The organism is Psychrobacillus sp. L4 (genome assembly GCF_042944905.1).
Lineage (GTDB): Bacteria > Bacillota > Bacilli > Bacillales_A > Planococcaceae > Psychrobacillus.
In genome coordinates this window covers 872,289-887,151 of sequence record NZ_CP168496.1, presented here as the reverse complement: position 1 = coordinate 887,151, position 14,863 = coordinate 872,289, and the positions used below count along the sequence as shown (strand labels likewise).

Below are 14,863 nucleotides of genomic sequence, written 5' to 3'. Positions count from 1 at the left end.
TCGTATAAATTATAAATAATTTACAAAATGTGGATAAGGGCTACCAATTATAGCTGCTTTGACTTTTTTTAAAAATTAAAATCAAACATAGTTCGGAATATTCAGACTTCTACACAAGTTGGGTATTTCGTCTCTTTTGACAAATGATTAAAATTTTTATGCAACGCTAATGATATAAGGTAAAAGTATTCTCTCTCATTAGTATTAAAGGAAGGGTACCTTAAACTATTCCACACTTTACTTCTATTAATGAAAGGGGAAAATTGTGAAAAAAATCACAAAGAATATTGGGCTATTGATTTTTATATTAATTAGTTTATCTTTGGTAGACATTTTTGATAATAGTTTTATAGAGTATTTTGATTTAAAAAATGATGATTTCTTAAACTGGATGCTGGACACAGGATTTTCTTTTATAGAAATTGGGTTGACTTTATATTTACTTTACTTAGGTAAAAGAGTATTACAAAAGGGGAAAGAAAAAGAAAAACAATATCGCCGCCTAATTGATTTATATCCAGAGGCTATTTTGATTCATAAAGACTTTAAAATTCTTTATGCAAATCAAGCTAGCGCAACACTAATCGGCGCAAATAGCTACGTAGATTTAATCGGTCAAAATTGGAAGGAACTGTTCCACTTTCATTCCACAAACCCAGATAACGACTTCTTAGGGGATATGAAGAATATGGAAGATTTAATAGAAAACCATTCCGTCAAAGTAAAAAGGGTAGATGGAAAAATCATTGATTTGGAAATCAATTCTACTAAAATTGAATATAACGGGGGCACGGCGCGAGAGGTCATTGCAAAAGATGTAACGTACAGAAATGTACAAAAAGATAAAGTGAAAGAACTTGTTTATCAGGATGAATTAACTAAACTTCCAAATAGAAGATTTTTCTTAAGTAAATTGGATCAAATACAGAAAAATTCCTTCAAAGCTAACGATTGTTTTGCAATAATGTTTTTGGACTTAGACGGCTTTAAAAGTGTTAATGACTTACTCGGACACGATGCAGGAGATGAACTACTGAAAAAGGTTAGTTTACTCTTAAAAAACAGTGTTCGTGAAAATGATTTCGTAGCAAGATTGGGTGGTGACGAATTTACAATTCTATTACCTAATGCAGATAAAGATATTTGCATTTTTGTAGCAGAAAGAATTATTTCCTCTTTCCAAGATCCCTTCTTTATTTCAAATAAAGAAATTCGAGTAACTCCAAGTATAGGAATTGCTCAATATTCACAAAATGATCAAGAACAAGATATATCCACATTATTGAAACAAGCAGATTCTATTATGTACGAAGTTAAGAAAAGCGGGAAAAACTCCTATAAATTTGCCGACAAAGTTAAACTCTAGAAAAATATCACATATCTAATACAGAGTGGGTGCCCCATAAATTCAACCACTCTTTTCATCATGTCCATTATTACAGAATTATTACAGGTGCCAGGCACCCGTAATAATTCTGTAATAATACAAATAAAATAAAGCCTCCAAATAATTGAAATATTCGAAGGCTCTATTCTTTATCATTTTACTTTAAAGGTCACTAAAACAGTTTTTTCTATCGGCTTCCCAAGTTGGTCAGTTAGATTATTGGTGATCATCAATTGGTACAATCCCGGTTTATAGCCTTGTTTAGGTGGCGTTATGATAATTTGTTTCTGATTATCTATGGATACTTCTTTGACTATATTCATAAGCTGAGTTCCATCCTTCACTACGAAAACCGAATGTTGGACACTAGCAGGATCTACACTTTTGTTTAACTTTACAATCCATTTTTTATTGGCTGCCACTAATTCCATTTCCTCTATTTTTTTGCCCCATTCAAGAGTAGGATTTGGAAAGAAGCCATTCAAGGGAATGCTGTAGTTTTTGAAAAATTGATCTGCTATGACTTGATAACCAGCCTCATTCGGATGAATATCTTGTGGATTTTCTAAATAATAAGTACCTTTTACGTCAAATGCCGAAGCAACATCCACAAAATGAATCCCCTCATTTTTAGCAATACTCGCCATCCTTGAATTTACAATATTAAAAGCAAGTTGTAATTGGAATTTGGAATCTGCATCCTTCAAATGTGGTAATGGAAAGAAATAACCGAACAAATAAATATCCGCTTCAGGATTTAAGGCTTTCACTTTTTGTATTGCAGATACGAGATTACCTTCTACCTTATTTAAAAGAGCTGTTGCCTTGGAAATATCCACATGTATACTCTCGTCCTCCGGATTATACAGTTCATCAATAAAATCGTTGGCTCCGCTAATAATTGTAATAAGTTCAGCTTCCTTAAGTGATTGTTGCACGTCATTCCGTTTTAATGTTTCCAACAATCCAGCACTTGTTTCACCAGAAGACGCAAAATCTTTCGTAAACGAACCAAGTACTCCTTCCTTAGCAAGTGCTTCGCTGATTATATCTGTGAAACCTCTACCTACCTTTACCCCATATGGTGTATGCCCAGATGCTATAGAATCACCTAACGCCACATAGTCGATCTTTACATTATCTGCTTCAACAGAAGATGTCCAAACACTAAATACCATAAAGACTGCTATAAAAATTAACGAAAAAAACCTTTTCAATTCTTATTCTCCTCTCTACCATTATTAATATTTCACCAAAAAATTCATATTATATTACAAAGGCGTTACTGGTGCCAGGCACCAGTAACACCTTTGTAATAATTAAACCATATTTCGGATTAACTTCCAACGTGCAAAAAGGTTGTAAATTACTTCTTATAGGTGGTGTGGCTATTTTCACATATAAACATTTAATTTTACTAGTTTGATCCAAAAAACAAGTTAGTTTTGCAACTGGATATGTTTGACTAACTTCTGATGAGGGTAAACTATAGTAATTAACTAATTGGGAGTGATGAGAATGGTTAAAGGAAATAAACGATCTTTCTTAATGGGTGGTATAGCTGCATTCGCTATTATGTATTTAAGAAAAATGGAAAACAGAGAGAAAGCTAAAACGACATTGAAAAATACAAAAACAAAAGCCAATTCTTATATGGATTCGAAAAAGCATAAACCGACACAAATGACGAAAGCTGGTTTTTCGGATCCACACGATCCAGACGACAATCGTATGGTAGAAGAAGGCGCAATGACAAGTGTGCAATATTATAATGAAAACGTGCAAGATTGCAACTCAAAATCAGAGGCAAAACAAGCTTTCCCAAAATCTCAACAGAAAAAACTACCGAAATCGGAAGAGTCTTTACCAGAAGATAACAACGACTCACCTGCCAAACAAGAAAATCACACTGAAATTCCTGCTAACTAAAAATAAGCCTGTAACTAGTCTCCAAAAACTAGTTACAGGCTTTTTAGACTTCTCCGTTTTATTCTTGCATTTCCCTTTCCCACATAAAAGAATAAATATCCCCCTAACATATGGTAATTTCAAATTTGCGTTAAACGATTTGAACTTGCGATATGAGGCACTGAATTTGCGATTTTCCAGTCTGATCTTGCGATTCGCGGAAAATGTGCATTTGAGGAGAACATCTAATCTAAATTTATCGAAAAACTCACTAAAGTAAAAGGATCTCACAAGTCGCCTAACACTTCACTCACCGCTGTGATTTCAATGCCATTCAACGCCTGAGTAGCAAGCCTATCCGCCTCACTATTCAACTTTCGGGGTATCAGGTTATATTCCGGTTGTAAACCAAGCTCCTTCATCTTCTGTTCAATCCGATCTGCCCAGTTGGATAAATCCTTTTCAATCACGGGCCAGTCCTCGCGCAAATGATTAATGACTACTTGCGAATCGCCAATAAACTGAACCGGCAAATGATGAACACCTAATAACTCAAGTTCCTGCAAACACAAATAAAATGCGGCATATTCGGCTTCATTATTAGAAGTGAGCGCGGCAGCAGGAGCGTTCCGTCGAAGTCTGTATGATTTCCCACTTTGCTCATAATAAATAACACAGCCCAAACCAGAGCTAAATGTATCACGGTCAAAGCCTCCATCAAAATAAACCTTCACATTATGCGGTTCCGTTTCGATTCCTTTCAAATAACTCTTTAACTCCTTGAGCGTCCACTTACTATCAAACCGATCAATGAACACAATACTTTTTACACGCCCAGTCCTTTCCATGTCTTCCGCAAACAGCAAAGCCTGTGCTGCTGGCATCTCCTCGGAATAAAAAAAGGTTTCCGCTCCCTTGGACGTTCTATATATCCATTCGATTCGAACATTCATCGCCAGTCCCCCTTCTATTCATAAGTTTGTAGACAAACTGTACTTTTTAATCAGTGAGCTTTTGTTAAAACAATCATTGAAAATCAAAAATAGCAGCAGAAGAGATACTATTACGGCTGCTCATGACTTTCTTATTTCATCTATACTATCTTAGGTTGTACAGAAGTGTATAGATAATTTGCGCTTCTTCCTCACTACCTGGTGCAGTTGTGACTGATTTTGGAAATGGCTGAGGAGACGGTCCTTTAGCTAACAGCTCGATTGCAAAAGAGTTGCTCTGCATCAATTGTTTATCCTCAATAACGAATAAAGGAATTTCTCCAGCAGAAATGCGCTTTAATTGGATTAAGTGGAAATTCAAAAATACAAAAATGACATCATTCGGATCTTTATATTTATTTAACAGCCTCTGAGCATCTTTCCATTTTCGAAGAGCATTAACGTACTTATCTCCAAATAGCGAACTCCTTGATTATCATTAGGGTTGAGCTCCAACAGTTTTCTAAAATAGGTGTTTGCTGTTTGATATTGTCCAAGTTCAAATTCCCATACACCATAAGCAAACAGAGCACTCAAATAAGGACGATTTTCCACAAAACTCCATGGGAATATACATACTTCCTTTTGGATACCATTCAAAGAATCCGCGAATTTAGTCTATTAATAATCGAATACACAATAATCCCAAGAGTTGCACCAGCACTATCAATGAAAACATCCTTCACCTGTGCCCCTCTGCCGGGAACAAATAGCTGATGTACTTCATCGGACATTGCATAAAGCACACAAATAAGTAAAGCAAATCCCATTGCTCTATATTTTCCGATCCTGTTTAATTTCAAGGCGTGAAGGAGCAGCACACCAAGCAGTAAATAAATAAAAAAGTGAGCGTTTTTTCTGACGAGATGATGAAAATTTTCTGTGATAAAATCTGCATTAGGCGCCACTTTTTCAACGGTTATTTCAATTAGCTCTGCTATCCCGGTACTCAACTCACTCGATTCAGTGGCAGGTTGGTGGGAAAAGTAAAAAATTAGACACATCCACAAGATAACGGCTAACCAGGATAGATATTTACGCATATATATAGTTTCCTTTAGGCTCTCATTTTTAATATTATTATACCAAATAAAATCCAATATTTCTCTTCTGGACAATCAAAAATACCCTTCAAATGCATCAGCGTATTTTGAGGGTATTTTAACCTATTTGGCTACACTAAATTTATCGTCTTGGATTCACTGTGAAGGTTTCACAATGAATTGTAGTTAATTTGCAGAATCTTCACTAACTCGGTGAGAAGATAAGTCAAAATCTCCTTTTTAACATTCTTCCCCAAGTCTCTCCGATATCATTACTTCTGTAACCTTCCCGATTAACTCCTCTGCATCCCCTCCTTGTGCTGAGATAGTGATAACTGCTCCTGGACCAATTCCTTGTGACATGACCCCCATGATAGACTTTAAATTTACGGATTTTCCATTATAAGAAAGTTTCACATTCGATGTATAGGGTGTGACAGCTACAACCAATAAAGCAGATAGTCTAGCATGTAATCCTTCTGGCGTGATGACCTTAAAATTTTTCTCCACTTATTAATCCTCCTCTATCCCTATTCAAGGTTAATATGTCTTTTAGGATGAATTTATATTGATCCAAGCGGTATATCAAATCCCTTCCCCATCCAAATAGATTACCTTACCTTTCATTTTCGAAAACTATTTTGCCTCGACAAATGGTTTTTTGGACAATCAAAGCTTCGTCTAGAATAACTAAATCTGCATCCGCACCTTCTGCAATATAACCTTTGTTCGAAAGCTTTAATTGCTTAGCAGCGTTAGCTGAAGACATTGAAACAAGCTCCTGCCATGAACAACCAGTAACTCTTTGCATATTACGAACAGCTTGATCCATTGATAAAACGCTGCCAGCAAGAGCTCCAGTGGAAAGATGTGCACCCTTTTCTGTCACATGAACTGTCTGCCCTCCTAAATCATAGTTTCCATATGGCAAGCCTTTTGCTCGCATAGCATCTGTAACTAAAATGATGCGAGACGCCTTTTTCAAACGATATGCCATTTTCACAGCATCTGGATGGCTATGAACAAAGTCGGCAATTATTTCAGTTTTAACCCTATCTTCTAGTAGAGCCCTCCCAACAACTCCCAATTCTCGGTGGTGAAAAGGACTCATTTGGTTAAATAAATGAGTACACTGCTTTGCACCAAGTTCTACCGCTCTTTCCACTTCTGTTGCAGTAGCATCTGAGTGCCCAATAGATACAAGAACATCATGTCTAGTCAGTTCTTTAATAAAGCCAAATCCATTTGTTACTTCAGGTGCGACCGTAATTTGTTTGATAAGATTCCCACTTAGTTGTTGCCAGTAGTTGAATTGGTCAATAGAGGGTTCCTTAATATGTTCGACTGGTTGTGCTCCAGCCCACTTTTTTGATATAAATGGACCTTCTAGGTGTACGCCTAATAGTTCAGCTTCCGCTGCATTATTTTCGAAACGACAAACGTTCAATAAAGCAGCTTCGATTCGATCAACGGCTTGAGTCATCGTTGTTGCTAAAAAACTTGTAGTACCTTCTTTTACTAGCGAATGAGCCATTCCTCTAAGTGCTTCTTCTGTAGCATCCATCGTGTCAAACCCTGCTAATCCGTGCATATGCATATCAATAAAACCAGGAAATACAATCCATTCTTTAAGCGTCCCATCAATTTGTCTATCAGATTCCGCCAGTAACTTTTTTCCTATCCTTTCTATCTTTCCGTTTTTTATAAATAAATCGCCAATAAATTCTGCTTGATCAAAATTAACAATGGTTACATTTGAAATAAGTATTGTATTGTCCACTATCATCAGCTCCTATAAAACAAAAAAAGTTTGGTTCTCCTGTTTAGAAACAACGGTATAGTTGTCTATATCGTTTATAAGCGTTTTTATAGTAATATGTTTTGCAGGATTTACTTATGAGCTCTCTTTATCGCTAATCCTATTTAAACAATCTATTTGAAAAGCGATAACATAATTTATCTTGTCTTCAAGTATTTACAGTGGGCTTTGGATTTTAAATCTGGGGCTACATTATTACCCGGGGAATTTTGGTGCATGTGACGGTTGTTTGTCAGTCACCTTTATAAAATAAGGAAAGAATAGATGCATTTGGTCTGGTTAATGAGAGAAAAGATACTGTCCTAATTGTTTAAAAGCGGACGAAGATACAATCTCGTCCGCTCATCACTTCTTTATGAATGGATACAACCTATTTTTTTAATGCCACACAGGGTCCTTAGTAAAAAATAGCAGCCAGGGAATTAAATTTGACTGTTTGTTATTTTCCATTTTTTCAGAACATTAATTTTAAGATCTCCTTATAATAACTTAACATGACTATATTCCCATTCTTAAGATTGTCTTTTTCTCAACAGTACAAAGTTTCCTGTTTATCCACAACATATTTATACATAAGTGTGATATCAGTCTTGTTCTCGAGCTTTACAAAGCCAAGTCTATTATAAAAGTCTATTTCCATGTGGTCATTCGTTATTAGCATGATCAATTCTACATTTAAAATTGCCAGTTGCTGCATCATTTTTTCTACAAACGCTTGTCTTAAACCTTTTCCCCGCCACTCTTCTTTCATATTAATAAAATGAGCAGTCGCTACTAATCCGCGCATATATTCTATTTCACATAAGCTCTCTAAGTTTGTCAATGCATGATATAAATCCAACGAAATAGAAACTGCATCATCGCAAACTTCCGAATATGAACTCTTAACTGGATTAAATAAATAGATTGATGCTTGTCCTATATTAATTGCTTGATCCGAACCTTTTGGATAAATGATGCACTTAGCATGTACATTGAATAAAGAAGTCCCCTCTTCCATATCTAAACTAAAATCAACATAAACGTTTATATCTTCCAATTAAAATTCCTCCGTTTAATGAAAAAAAGATAACTAATACAACAAAATTGTATTATTAACTTCCTTACAATTTACCTTTTTATAGTATTTTTCAATACACGTTACAATTGTATTGGATATAAAGTAATATTAACAGGTACGAAGATTCGGACTAAACGACTCATACAGAGAAGATTTTTTGCATCAAAAAAGAGAAGATTCTGAATCTTCCCTTCTCTTTTTATTATGAATAACTTCTAATGTCGTGCTTTTACAAGCTCCTAGTACATTTATTTGGAGAATATTTGAGAGCTAAAGAACGTAAAATGCTATCCCTAAAGTAATGATAGTGACTTTTGAAAATACTGTAGAATATTGTTCAATAAAGGGACAAGTCATAAAAGAAATTATCCATTTATGCATAACCTAAAGATTATTTTGAGTAAATCTAGTATATTTGAAATGCAAAAGGTATTTTAATCACAATTTATTAAGTAATTTGTACTCTATTTTAAATAGATACAATAACTTAATCGTCGGATGGAGGAAAACGTTCAACCAATAGAAACTATTATGAATTGCAAACAAAGTCGCCCAATTTATGCTAAGTACTGTTTTTTATTTTGCTTGATCGCTTGAATGTAAAAAGGAAGTTCTAAGAATTGAAAGAAAAACAAAGCTTGTTGGAACACTTCTTTTATTTCTGCGAAGGGAGCAGCTTTTTTTTCTAAGCATTGGCCCTTATAGTATAAGAATTGTCCAGCTAAAAAAACAAAGGATGTTTCTTTAGACTTTTTGATTCCTTGATTTGCGGTTTCTAAAGCGGCATCAATATCATTTAAATCATACAGTGTTTTACATTTATTAAATAAAACCGTAATAAGTGTTTCATGAATTTTATTATCACTATAATTTTTATGCATATGCTCTTTTAGAATTTTATTATAGTAATACAAACTTTTTTGACTTTCACCAATTTCGCCATATACGTTGGCAATCGTATTATTGATTTTAATATTTAAAAAACGAAATTGGATAGTTGTTTGGTTAGAATAGCTTAAAATGTTCTTCAGGTTTTTTATGCATTCTTCGGATGTAATAATTTTCAAGTTGTAATGGGCTATATGCAAAATGTGTTCCATGTAAAAATTTAACCAAACATTATCTTCTGATATATTATTTTTATCAATGATAAAAATAACTTTTTCGTAATCATGTTCTTTTAAGTGGTATTCAATATCTTTTATTAAACTTTCACTTTCTAAGACATTTTTATGAAATAGCATTTCAATAAAAAATTCTACCGGTACTTGTAGCTTTAATGCAATCTTTAATAACGTATCTATTGCTGGATATACTTCTCCTGCTTCAATTCGACTAATGGTCGACTGTGTACAAATATTTTTTGAGAGCTCCTTTTGGGACATACCCAATTCTGCTCGAAGTTTACTAATTTCTAAACCTAAGTATTTCATTTCCAAAAAATCACCCCATAATATAGAAAAAGGACGGTAAAAAAACATGAAAAAATTATCTATTATTTTATTAATCGTATTAGCAGTTGCACTTTACCCAAATGTTACCAATGAGTCAGCTAAATCAATCAACAACCCAATTTCTACTTTAGATCTTCCTTATATCTATTAATTTCAAGCAAGATCCAATAAAATTATCTCATCTTTAATTTTATTGGATTTTTCTAATAGTGCAAGAGCGAAACTAAAATAAACGAGGAGTAAGACGATGAAATCTAAAGCCGTAGACTACGAAGCAAGATTGAATTCACTGAAATCAGACCTTACATATGTAATTGAACGGAACGAATTAGAATTGTATTATCAACCTAAAGTGTCTGCTGAATCCAATCAAATTATTGGTGCCGAGGCTCTTTTAAGATGGAATCATCCAAAGTGGGGAATTATTGGTCCCAATGAATTTATTCCTTTAGCAGAAAAAACGGTATTTATAAATGAAATTGGGAAATGGGTCAAAAAGAATGCATGCCGTCAAAATAAAGTTTGGCAAGATGCTGGACTACTGAAAATTCCAGTTTCCATTAATTTATCTGCTTCTCGTTTTTTAGAAAGAGATCTTATTACCCATATCATGGATACTTTAAAAGAAACGAAACTAGATCCTCAATACTTAGAAATCGAAATAACGGAAACATTACTATTAGAAAATGAAGAAGTAGTTTTCTCCGTATTAGATGAATTACGAAATTTGGGCATTAAAATCGCACTTGACGATTTTGGTACTGGCTATTCTTCTCTCTCATCGCTAAACAGATTTAAAGGAAAAATAGATATACTTAAAATTGATCGTTCCTTCATTCAAGGCTTAAGTAGCTCGCTTGAGGAGGACTCTAACTTTATAGTAAAAATGATAATCCAACTATCCCATCAGTTGAAGATGAACGTTATCGCTGAGGGAGTTGAAACTAATGAACAGCTAGCCGTGTTGCAAAAGTACAATTGTAGCATGATTCAAGGTTATTTGTTCTCCAAACCTATTCCCGCTGTTGAATTTGTTAAACTACTAAAGAAAGATAAATTAGAACCTCTTGAATATAGTATTTAGACGGAAAATCCAGATTTTGTATGTTATTCGTTTTTTCGTCTAAAATATATATTCCCACTTTCCCTTCAAAATCCTCGAGTATTTGTAAATTCGAAAGCATTGATTTTTTTCCTTGGTAACACTGTCACAGAATATTAAACAATGATTTTTTGTATAAATTGGAAATTTATACGTTTTACTCACCTCCTCGATATCATCATTTCTTTATGTCAGATTCAGAATGATAATTGCGCGCATCTAGTTTAAAACCTATTCCAGGGAAGAGGAACCAATTCCAGGATGAAAGCAACCATTCCTCCATAAAATGAGCTAACTTTATGGGAGATAACCGACTATTTAAGCTGTCAAGGATGTACTACTTCTTTCATGGAAATCATCCATCTAGGTTAACATTCTGATAAAATCTGCTAAAGTGATTCCCCTGATTAGGTGTGGTTTGTTGAGCAAAACATAAAACTCCTACACGTTATCTTTCAAGTGTAGGAGCTACTATTTGAGAAGAATCCAGATTCAAATCAACTAATATAGGTTACTAGTTTACTTCTTCTTGCTTAAGCCCGCCATATTTTCTATTCCTTCTTTGATAACTTTCAATAGCATCCATTAAGCAAGATTCATCAAAGTCTGGCCAAAGTGTATCCGTGAACCAAAATTCGGTATACGCAAGCTGCCAAAGCATAAAGTTACTTAAACGAATTTCACCACTAGTACGAATAAGCAAATCTGGCTCGGTCAATTCGTTCGTCATTAAATAACTACTAACTAATTCCTCTGTAATTTCATTACTGGAGATTGAACCTAGCTGTACTTTGTTTACAATTTGTTTAACGGATTGAACAATCTCATCTCGACTGCCATAGTTAAATGCAAAATTTAAAATAAGACCATCGTTATGTAAGGTTTCTTCTATTGCATTCGTAATCGCTCTTTTAGTATGTTCAGGAAGGAGTTCATGATTCCCTATCATCGTTACCCGGACATTTTGCTCTATTAACTCTGGTAAATACTTACCCAAGAGCTCTTCTGGTAAACGCATAAGATAATCTACTTCTTTTTTAGGCCTTCTCCAGTTTTCTGTAGAGAATGCATAGAGGGATAAGGTTTTAATACCAATCTCATTAGCGAACTTGGTTATTTTCTTGACCGTTTTCATCCCTTCGTAATGACCAGCAATCCTTGGTAAAGTTCGCTTAGTAGCCCATCTACCATTTCCATCCATTATAATAGATATATGAGATGGCAACTGTTCTAATTGGGATAGTTCTTTTCTTTTTATAAGCTCACTATTTAAAGCTGGTTGCTTTTTACGGATAAGCTTGCTTAGCATACTTTTACCCCACCTTATACCTTTTCCAGTAATATATATTAATATTACCAGAAAATACTGTGCAATACTTTATAAAATTCGACAAACAATTACAATATAAGACCCTTTTTCTATTTACTCTAAAATATTTGCATAAAAATGAATTATAAAATTGTAGTTAGTTTTCAGAGTCATGGACTAGCCTAGAATTAGAAAAATTTTTAACATAGGGACAAGTTTTGTGAAAGATTAGAAAGCATAATCACTTTAATTGCTTGCAATTAAAACTGATTCATCCTCTGTTGTAGCACTAATATATTTTACATCATGTAAAATATATTCACCCTTTTCCTTGACACTTAAGCTCCCTTCCTTTAATTTATACGGGATTGTTCCAATCAGAACATTTTTGCACTACTCACGATATCTTTTTGAGTTGATTTTGGAATTACTGTATAGTTTTTAACGTTTCGGCACTTTTTTAGCAAATATTTAATCACGTTTGCCGGGGTTTGCACATGTAGCCAGAACAATAGCTGATTGTACAACTGTATGGGTAGATGGAGATAGGGACACTTCTGTTGATATATATAATGGCTGGCAACAAAAAAACTTTATTTTAGAGTAAAAGTATAAATACGGAAAGTAACTACTTAGGAAACCTTTCTGTATTGCTGTTTTCTAATTGTGGGTGATCCTTCTGGATTTGTTTCTGACACAGGGACACGTCTTACTCCGCGTTTTCTGAGATACTCCGGGATTTTCTGTGATACTTCGAGATTTTCTGAGATACTCCGGGATTTTCTGAGATACTCCGGGATTTTCTGAGATACTCCGAGATTTTCTGAGATACTCCGAGATTTTCTGAGATTCCCCGGGATTTTCTGTGATACTTCGAGATTTTCTGTGATACTTCGAGATTTTCTGAGATAATTGATTGTTTTATTATCCAGAGTAGTTTTATAACGATAGTGGTACAAACCGTGTGGCTGCCTGTTGCACAACTTTGTTGAATATAAAATTTATTCCGCTCATATGATAAAAATTACTTCTTTTAATAAACCAAAAAGCTGCTCCGGCAAATAAATTGCTGGAACAGCTTTTCTGAAATGGTTATAAATCTGGCAGGTGCCTGTCTAGCACAGGGACTGGTTTTTAAATACCTCCTACACATTAACCATTCAAGTGCAGGAGGTATTCTTGGTTAGGAAGAATCTTGAATTGTAATAAATTAGCAGAATCGCGTTGAATTGTTTTTAACATACATTTTCCACCGGGATGTTTTTAGACTTAGGTAACAATATTTCTACGCTTGTTCCTACATTCACTTGGCTTGCGATCTGGATGGAACCTTTGTGAGCTTCGATGATACTATAGCTTACGGTCATTCCTAAGCCAATGCCGTTTTCTTTTAAGCTGTAAAAGGGGTCACCCATGTGATGTAAATCAGCTTCTTCCATGCCACAGCCATTATCCTCAAACTTAATAGCAAAATGTTCTTCATTCTTTTCATAAACCGTGATGTTGACTTCCCCATTTGGGGAGATTGCTTCTAGTGCATTTTTTAGTATATTTATAAAAACTTGTTTTAATTTATGTTCATTGCAATATGTATTAAATTGTTCTAGGTCAATCACGTTTATTCGTTTGCTTTGTTGAGATGCTTCGATTGAAAACAATTGAACAACTTCGCTTACAATGGTATTTACCTTTTGGTTAGCCAAGATAATATCAGTTGGTTTCGCAATCATTAATAATTCGTTCACAATACGATTAATTCTATTTATTTCCTCCACTAAGATATCCATATGTTCATCAAGATTTATTTTTTTTGCTTGACTCATTTGCATATAACCTCGAATAATAGCAAGAGGGTTTCGTATTTCATGTACAATACCCGCAGCTAATTCACCTAATGCAGACATTTTTTCGGATTGTCTTAACTTGCTTTCTGCTTCTTTTAACGAGGTAATATCTCTTCCAATAGCAACCAATCCTTTTCTAGAACCGTCCGTATTAAAAATAGGCACTTTGAGTGAATCGAAAAATTTAGCTGACCCATCTCTCAAAGGGATTGCTTCTTCACAACGACTTATCTTTCCTGCTTTCCACGCCTCTTCGTCCGTAGCAATACAGTATTTTAGAGCATCACGATAGAAATCTGTATACTCCGCCATCTCTTTATCTGTCTTCCCTTTGTAATCAATACCATCCAGTTCAAATAACTCCGCACCAAACTTATTTATTTGCAACCACCTTCCTTCCCCATCTTTAAATGAGACAAAGTCGGGCATTGCATCGATTAACAACGAGAGCTTCACTTTTTCCTCTTCGATTTGTTTGGAGTCCCTTAAATTTTTTATCAAGACAAACAAAAGTACAGCTGTGAGCATAACAAACAACATCCCTTTGCATTTATCCACAAAAAGCTCTTTTTCAGCAGAAAGGTTAGAAATACTTAGTAAATAATCGGTACCAATAATCCAAATTGGTCCTATAATTACATATAAAAATGGTATTATACGGAAAATATCTTTATTAGCTTTCATTTTTTATCCCCTTGGCATGATTCGTATATCTAACTGATATTTAATTTTATTTTCACATATAAACCCTAATTGAGCAACTTCACTTCCGTTGATCATTTGATGGCCGGGAACAAATAAACCCTAACTTTAGAGTAAAAGCTTAAAAATGAAATACAACCACCTCCTACCGATTATTCACTCATATAATAGGAGGTATTTCTGGTTATAATGTATTTTGAATTTTAGTGCATTATTAGAATAATGAGGAATTGTTTCTAATAC

Annotated in this window: 14 protein-coding genes; 3 read left to right on the top strand and 11 right to left on the bottom strand. The window is 34.3% G+C overall.

Translation table 11 applies throughout. The features are described 5' to 3' along the window. Nucleotides 1-265: 265 nt before the first annotated feature. The gene (locus ACEPXG_RS04210; protein ID WP_391207811.1) at nucleotides 266-1,366 is read left to right on the top strand and encodes a diguanylate cyclase domain-containing protein; all 1,101 of its coding nucleotides are present in this window, start codon (nucleotides 266-268) and stop codon (nucleotides 1,364-1,366) included. A 173-nt stretch (nucleotides 1,367-1,539) separates the two neighbouring features. Here ACEPXG_RS04210 and ACEPXG_RS04205 read toward each other — a convergent pair whose 3' ends face one another. Further along, a complete protein-coding gene (locus tag ACEPXG_RS04205) occupies nucleotides 1,540-2,604 on the bottom strand; it encodes an SGNH/GDSL hydrolase family protein (protein ID WP_391207808.1) in 1,065 nt (354 codons plus the stop codon). Nucleotides 2,605-2,905: 301 nt separating this feature from the next. Between ACEPXG_RS04205 and ACEPXG_RS04200 the strand changes: the two genes are divergently transcribed. Continuing rightward, complete coding sequence (locus ACEPXG_RS04200; RefSeq protein WP_391207806.1) at nucleotides 2,906-3,316, top strand: hypothetical protein; 411 nt, start codon at nucleotides 2,906-2,908, stop codon at nucleotides 3,314-3,316. A gap of 266 nt (nucleotides 3,317-3,582) precedes the next feature. On the opposite strand, the gene ACEPXG_RS04195 is transcribed toward ACEPXG_RS04200, so the two are convergent. The 8 genes from ACEPXG_RS04195 to ACEPXG_RS04160 form a co-directional block, all read right to left on the bottom strand. Beyond that, on the bottom strand, nucleotides 3,583-4,248 hold the full coding sequence (locus ACEPXG_RS04195; protein ID WP_391207804.1) for a ribonuclease H family protein: 666 nt from the start codon (nucleotides 4,246-4,248) through the stop codon (nucleotides 3,583-3,585). A 145-nt stretch (nucleotides 4,249-4,393) separates the two neighbouring features. Beyond that, nucleotides 4,394-4,609, bottom strand: coding sequence for a hypothetical protein (locus tag ACEPXG_RS04190; RefSeq protein WP_391207801.1), 216 nt, complete (start codon nucleotides 4,607-4,609; stop codon nucleotides 4,394-4,396). A gap of 38 nt (nucleotides 4,610-4,647) precedes the next feature. Then, entirely contained in the window at nucleotides 4,648-4,842 is a 195-nt protein-coding gene (locus tag ACEPXG_RS04185; RefSeq protein ID WP_391207800.1) for a tetratricopeptide repeat protein, read from the bottom strand. Nucleotides 4,843-4,883: 41 nt separating this feature from the next. Next, the gene (locus ACEPXG_RS04180; protein ID WP_391207798.1) at nucleotides 4,884-5,330 is read right to left on the bottom strand and encodes a VanZ family protein; all 447 of its coding nucleotides are present in this window, start codon (nucleotides 5,328-5,330) and stop codon (nucleotides 4,884-4,886) included. A 240-nt stretch (nucleotides 5,331-5,570) separates the two neighbouring features. Next, the gene (locus tag ACEPXG_RS04175; protein WP_391207796.1) at nucleotides 5,571-5,840 is read right to left on the bottom strand and encodes an HPr family phosphocarrier protein; all 270 of its coding nucleotides are present in this window, start codon (nucleotides 5,838-5,840) and stop codon (nucleotides 5,571-5,573) included. 106 nt (nucleotides 5,841-5,946) lie between these two features. Beyond that, nucleotides 5,947-7,116, bottom strand: a complete 1,170-nt coding sequence (gene nagA, locus ACEPXG_RS04170) for an N-acetylglucosamine-6-phosphate deacetylase (RefSeq protein ID WP_391207794.1) — start codon at nucleotides 7,114-7,116, stop codon at nucleotides 5,947-5,949. Between the two features lie 562 nt (nucleotides 7,117-7,678). Beyond that, nucleotides 7,679-8,188: a hypothetical protein gene (locus ACEPXG_RS04165; RefSeq protein ID WP_391207792.1), complete on the bottom strand. Its 510-nt coding sequence runs from the start codon at nucleotides 8,186-8,188 to the stop codon at nucleotides 7,679-7,681. Between the two features lie 578 nt (nucleotides 8,189-8,766). Further along, nucleotides 8,767-9,642: a helix-turn-helix domain-containing protein gene (locus ACEPXG_RS04160; protein WP_391209772.1), complete on the bottom strand. Its 876-nt coding sequence runs from the start codon at nucleotides 9,640-9,642 to the stop codon at nucleotides 8,767-8,769. A gap of 268 nt (nucleotides 9,643-9,910) precedes the next feature. Between ACEPXG_RS04160 and ACEPXG_RS04155 the strand changes: the two genes are divergently transcribed. Next, complete coding sequence (locus ACEPXG_RS04155) at nucleotides 9,911-10,747, top strand: putative bifunctional diguanylate cyclase/phosphodiesterase (RefSeq protein WP_391207790.1); 837 nt, start codon at nucleotides 9,911-9,913, stop codon at nucleotides 10,745-10,747. A 532-nt stretch (nucleotides 10,748-11,279) separates the two neighbouring features. On the opposite strand, the gene ACEPXG_RS04150 is transcribed toward ACEPXG_RS04155, so the two are convergent. Both ACEPXG_RS04150 and ACEPXG_RS04145 read right to left on the bottom strand, forming a co-directional pair. Next, the gene (locus ACEPXG_RS04150; RefSeq protein WP_391207788.1) at nucleotides 11,280-12,074 is read right to left on the bottom strand and encodes an isoprenyl transferase; all 795 of its coding nucleotides are present in this window, start codon (nucleotides 12,072-12,074) and stop codon (nucleotides 11,280-11,282) included. A 1,235-nt stretch (nucleotides 12,075-13,309) separates the two neighbouring features. After that, nucleotides 13,310-14,602, bottom strand: coding sequence for an ATP-binding protein (locus ACEPXG_RS04145; protein WP_391207786.1), 1,293 nt, complete (start codon nucleotides 14,600-14,602; stop codon nucleotides 13,310-13,312). Between the last annotated feature and the right edge of the window lie 261 nt (nucleotides 14,603-14,863).

Bases quoted from the DNA above. Each gene is read 5' to 3' on its own strand.
- ACEPXG_RS04145 (WP_391207786.1), bottom strand. From the start codon at position 14,602: ATGAAAGCTAATAAAGATATTTTCCGTATAATACCATTTTTATATGTA.
- ACEPXG_RS04200 (WP_391207806.1), top strand. From the start codon at position 2,906: ATGGTTAAAGGAAATAAACGATCTTTCTTAATGGGTGGTATAGCTGCA.
- ACEPXG_RS04195 (WP_391207804.1), bottom strand. From the start codon at position 4,248: ATGAATGTTCGAATCGAATGGATATATAGAACGTCCAAGGGAGCGGAA.
- ACEPXG_RS04150 (WP_391207788.1), bottom strand. From the start codon at position 12,074: ATGCTAAGCAAGCTTATCCGTAAAAAGCAACCAGCTTTAAATAGTGAG.
- ACEPXG_RS04180 (WP_391207798.1), bottom strand. From the start codon at position 5,330: ATGCGTAAATATCTATCCTGGTTAGCCGTTATCTTGTGGATGTGTCTA.
- ACEPXG_RS04155 (WP_391207790.1), top strand. From the start codon at position 9,911: ATGAAATCTAAAGCCGTAGACTACGAAGCAAGATTGAATTCACTGAAA.
- nagA (WP_391207794.1), bottom strand. From the start codon at position 7,116: ATGATAGTGGACAATACAATACTTATTTCAAATGTAACCATTGTTAAT.
- ACEPXG_RS04160 (WP_391209772.1), bottom strand. From the start codon at position 9,642: ATGAAATACTTAGGTTTAGAAATTAGTAAACTTCGAGCAGAATTGGGT.